Origin of the sequence: uncultured Cardiobacterium sp. (genome assembly GCF_938028185.1) — a bacterium.
In the GTDB taxonomy this organism is placed as follows: Bacteria; Pseudomonadota; Gammaproteobacteria; order Cardiobacteriales; family Cardiobacteriaceae; genus Cardiobacterium.
In genome coordinates this window covers 1-4,375 of the sequence record NZ_CALJAH010000015.1, presented here as the reverse complement: position 1 = coordinate 4,375, position 4,375 = coordinate 1, and the positions used below count along the sequence as shown (strand labels likewise).

The 4,375-nt window shown below is 60.7% G+C and carries 3 protein-coding genes and 1 tRNA gene; 1 reads left to right on the top strand and 3 read right to left on the bottom strand.

Going from position 1 to position 4,375, the window contains the following annotated elements; genetic code table 11:
- Positions 1–76: 76 nt before the first annotated feature.
- From Q0349_RS00645 to Q0349_RS00635, 3 genes are all read right to left on the bottom strand, one after another.
- Positions 77–152: transfer RNA gene (locus Q0349_RS00645), tRNA-Val, on the bottom strand.
- 120 nt (positions 153–272) lie between these two features.
- A complete protein-coding gene (locus Q0349_RS00640; protein WP_298078821.1) occupies positions 273–1,415 on the bottom strand; it encodes a mannitol-1-phosphate 5-dehydrogenase in 1,143 nt (380 codons plus the stop codon).
- A gap of 8 nt (positions 1,416–1,423) precedes the next feature.
- Positions 1,424–2,245, bottom strand: coding sequence for a PTS sugar transporter subunit IIA (locus Q0349_RS00635; protein WP_298078819.1), 822 nt, complete (start codon positions 2,243–2,245; stop codon positions 1,424–1,426).
- A gap of 169 nt (positions 2,246–2,414) precedes the next feature.
- On the opposite strand from Q0349_RS00635, the gene glmS reads away from it, so the two are divergent.
- Positions 2,415–4,238: a glutamine--fructose-6-phosphate transaminase (isomerizing) gene (glmS, locus tag Q0349_RS00630; protein ID WP_298078817.1), complete on the top strand. Its 1,824-nt coding sequence runs from the start codon at positions 2,415–2,417 to the stop codon at positions 4,236–4,238.
- The last annotated feature ends 137 nt before the right edge of the window (positions 4,239–4,375 follow it).

The window sequence follows — 4,375 nt, the reverse complement described above, 5'->3', positions numbered from 1 at the left end:
GAATGGACGGGACTCGAACCCGCGACCCCCTGCGTGACAGGCAGGTATTCTAACCGACTGAACTACCACTCCGCGATGGTGGGTACTATAGGACTCGAACCTATAACCCTCGCCTTGTAAGGGCGATGCTCTACCAATTGAGCTAAGCACCCGCCGGTGGAAGAAGCGCGCATTATAGTGATTTTTTCGTGACGGGCAAGTCTTTTTCACCTCTTTTCGCGTAAAAAATTATCCACCGCACAGGTGGATAATTTTTGTTTGTGAAATCCGCTTTATAGCGTTTGATACGCGGCTTCGATTTCGGCAACGACTACCGCGTCGGTGAAGTCACTGTATTGGGCAAGCGTCGCAGCAACACCGTGCGCGTGCAGGTAGTATTGCATTTCGACCGCCTGCGGATCATCGGCGTTGTGGTAATGCAGGGTGGCGGCGATGGCGCGCACGGTGGCGTCATGCGGCAGGCCGTATTCCAGCATCCCATTCAGCGGTTGAATGAAGCGTTCTTGCGCCCGCAATTTGCGCAGCGGTTCGCGGGCGGCATGGTCAACGGCATCGTGCAGATAGGGGCTGGCGAAGCGTTTGAGGATTTTGTCAATGTAGGCGCGGTGCGATGCGGGATCGAGGTTGTAACGGCGGATGAGTACTGCGCCGCTTTCTTTCATTGCCGCTTCTGCCGCCTGGCGGATGGCGTCGTCCTGCATTGCTGCGCCGACGGTGTTTTTGCCCGCCCGTTTACCGAGGTACGCGAGGGTACTGCGTCCGGTATCCAGGGTCAGTCGGCGGCGTTCGCTGAAAACATCCAGCCGGTCGGTGGCAATCATGTCGGCGATGCCGGGTAACGCACCCTTGAACTGGGTACTGTCCACCAACCATTCGCTATAGGCTTCGACGGTAACAGCGAGCAAATCGGCAGGGTCGTCCCGCCCCGGCGGCACGAGGCGATCGACCGCGCAATCAACAAAGCCGGTGTTGGCATCTATCAATGCCGCGTCTTCGCCGGCGGCGGCTAATACTTTTTCTTTGAGAAAACTGCTGCTGCGCGGCATTTTTTCGCAGGCGATAAGGTTAAGCGGTGCGCCGCCCGCGCGGTAACGCGCCACCAATGCGCGGGCAAGCAGCGGCGCAAGGATTTCCAGCACGGACGGGCTGACGGCAGTGGTGATGAGCGCTGCATCGCGGATTTCGGCACGCACGGCAGCCTCGTCGCCGGAATTGATGCCGCGCACGTTTTGTACCGTTTCGTGATGCGCCATATCTTCACCGACGACGTGTACGGTGTAATGGCGCTGCCGGTTGAGCGCGTCAATCACCGCAGGATTGATGTCGGCAAAGGTGACTTCATAACCCGCCCGGGCGAGCTTTTTGCCGATAAAACCGCGACCGATATGGCCTCCGCCAAAATGCAATGCTTTCATAAGGTTGCTCACCGACTCAGGATGTCCAGCACCGCCTGCGGGTCGCTGGTATTTTTCAGCATTTCGATGTCGGCTTCGCTGTCAAGCGCGCGGGTGAGTGCGGCGATGACGCCGATGTGTTCGTTGTTCCGTGCGGCGATGCCGATGACGATATGCGCCTTTTCTTCATCGTTATCGGAGAAATTGACGCCCTGCGGGTACTGGCAAAAGACGATACCTGTTTTCAGCACCGCGTCCTTGGCGACCAGCGTGCCATGCGGAATGGCGATACCTTCGCCAAGATAGGTAGAACTGTCGTTTTCGCGGACAAGCATTGCATCCACATAATCCGGGGTAACAAAGCCGCCTTCCACCAGCTTGCGCCCGGCGAAGCGGATGGCTTCCTCCTTGGTGAGCGCGCGGCGGTCAAGAAAAATCTGCTCGATACCGAACACATATAGCGGCGTCGCCGGATTTCGCGCGCGATTATCCGTAGCAGCTGGCTGATAACCAGCCTTCAGCCGGACAACCAGTTGATCATAAAAGGCACGATCCAGAAAACTGCGCAGCGAAAGATGTTCCGCTCCCGGACGCAGCACCCTGGCGCGCTCCGTCAAATCCTGATGGGTGATGACCAGCCGCGCGTCTTCCGGCAAATCATTGATGGCACAATTCCTGACCTCAATATCTAGTTGCGCGTCCTGCAATTTCTTGCGCAGCAGACTGGCACCGGTTACGCCCGAACCCACGCCCGTTTCGCAGGCGACAAACACCGTCTGCACCCCGTCATGGTGCTGCGCCCCTGCGGCAGGCGCACCACGAAACAGACGTCTGAAAAAATCAAAGAACATGGGCAAACTCCATCAATAACTAAGAAGACGCGCGCATCATAAGCCATTTCCGCAACACGATAAACAGCGGCCTGCCGCCATTTGACACCCCCTACCCGCTTCACTATATTGCCGCGCCACGCCCGCCGACCTTGGCGGCATAAAACATTGACACAAAGAGGAAAAAACCATGTGTGGCATCGTCGCTGGCATAGCCGAACGCAACATCGTCCCCATCCTGCTGGAAGGCCTGAAACGCCTCGAATACCGTGGCTACGACTCCGCCGGGCTGGCCGTCAATCACGGCGGCAACATCGAGCGCTGCCGCGCCGTCGGCAAAGTGGCGAGCCTCGTCGCCAAAGCCGACACCGCCAATATCCACGGCCACAGCGGCATCGCCCATACCCGCTGGGCGACCCACGGCGTGCCGAGCGAAGCCAACGCGCACCCGCACATGAGCGGCGACAACATCGCCGTCGTCCACAACGGCATCATCGAAAACCACCAGGAAATCCGCGACGAACTGCAAGCGGCGGGCTACACCTTCACCTCCGGCACCGACACCGAAACCATCGCCCACCTCATCGACCGCCACTACCGCGAGCATCACGACCTGCTGCGCGCCGTGCGCGACACCACCGCCCGCCTGCGCGGAGCGTATGCCATCGCCGTCATCGCCGCCGACCGCCCGGACGAAATCATCGCCGCGCGCCACGGCTCGCCGATGGTCATCGGCCTCGGCATCGGCGAACACTTCGCCGCCTCCGACATCTTCGCGCTGCTGCCCGTCACCCGCCGCTTCATCTCCCTGCAAGAAAACGACCTGGCGCGCATCAGCCGCGACCATTGCACCATCTACGACGCGAGCGGCGCCGAAGTCACGCGTGACATCAACGAAAGCGAACAGGCGGGCGACCTCATCGGCAAAGGCGGCTACAAACACTACATGCAAAAAGAAATCTTCGAGCAGCCGAGCGCCATCGCCGACACCCTCGAAGGCCGCCTTGCGCACGGCGAACTGCAACTCGCCACCTTCCGCCCCGAACTCATCGCCGCGCTCGCCCGCACCCGCCAACTGCACATCGTCGCCTGCGGCACCAGCTACCACGCCGGCCTCGTCATGAAATACCACTTCGAGCAGAACGACATCCCGGCCAGCGTCGAATACGCCAGCGAATACCTCTACCGCCCCGTCGCCGTGCCACCGGACACCCTCTTTATCAGCCTCTCACAATCCGGTGAAACCGCCGACACCCTCGCCGCCCTCGAAAAAGCCAAAGCGGACGGGCGCTACCACGACAACCTCGCCATCTGCAACGTCCCCGAAAGCGCGCTGACCCGCGCCGCCAACCACACCATCCTCACCCGCGCCGGGCGGGAAATCGGCGTCGCCTCCACCAAAGCCTTCGTTACCCAGCTCGCCGTGCTGCACCTGGTGAACGCCATCATCGCCGCCGAACAAGGCCGCCCCTTCGCGCGCGAATACCTGCAAACCTTCGACCACCTGCCGCGTCTGCTGCAACACATCCTCGCCCTCGAACCGCAAATCGCTGCCGCCGCCAAAGCGCTGGAACACCGCCACGGCTGCCTCTACCTGGGACGCGGCGAAAACTACGCCATCGCCGCCGAAGGCGCGCTCAAACTGAAAGAACTGACCTACATCCACGCCGAAGCGCACCCGGCGGGCGAACTCAAACACGGGCCGCTGGCGCTGGTGGATGAAAATATGCCCGTCCTTGCGCTTATCAAACACGACGCGCTTGCCGAAAAAATCAGCAGCAACCTCGAAGTCGTGCAGGCGCGCGGCGGCCGCCTCATCATCTTCGCCGATGACCGCGTCGAAACCGCGAACTTCCCCGGCGCGACCGTCATCCGCCTTGGCGCGCTGGACAGCCTCACCGCCAGCATCGCCTTCGTCGTGCCGCTGCAACTGTTCGCCTACCACGTCGCCCTGCTCAAAGGCACCGACGTCGATCAACCGCGCAACCTCGCCAAATCGGTAACGGTGGAATAACCCCCGAATGCCTCGCGAACAAGCGCGTGAAGCGATTCTCGCCCTGCAGGGGCGGGGGAATTTGAACAGGTTCTAGGCGCTGTTTACATTTCGTTTTGGATGCCGTCGCTACGCGGATTTTCTACACCCCCTCCCCA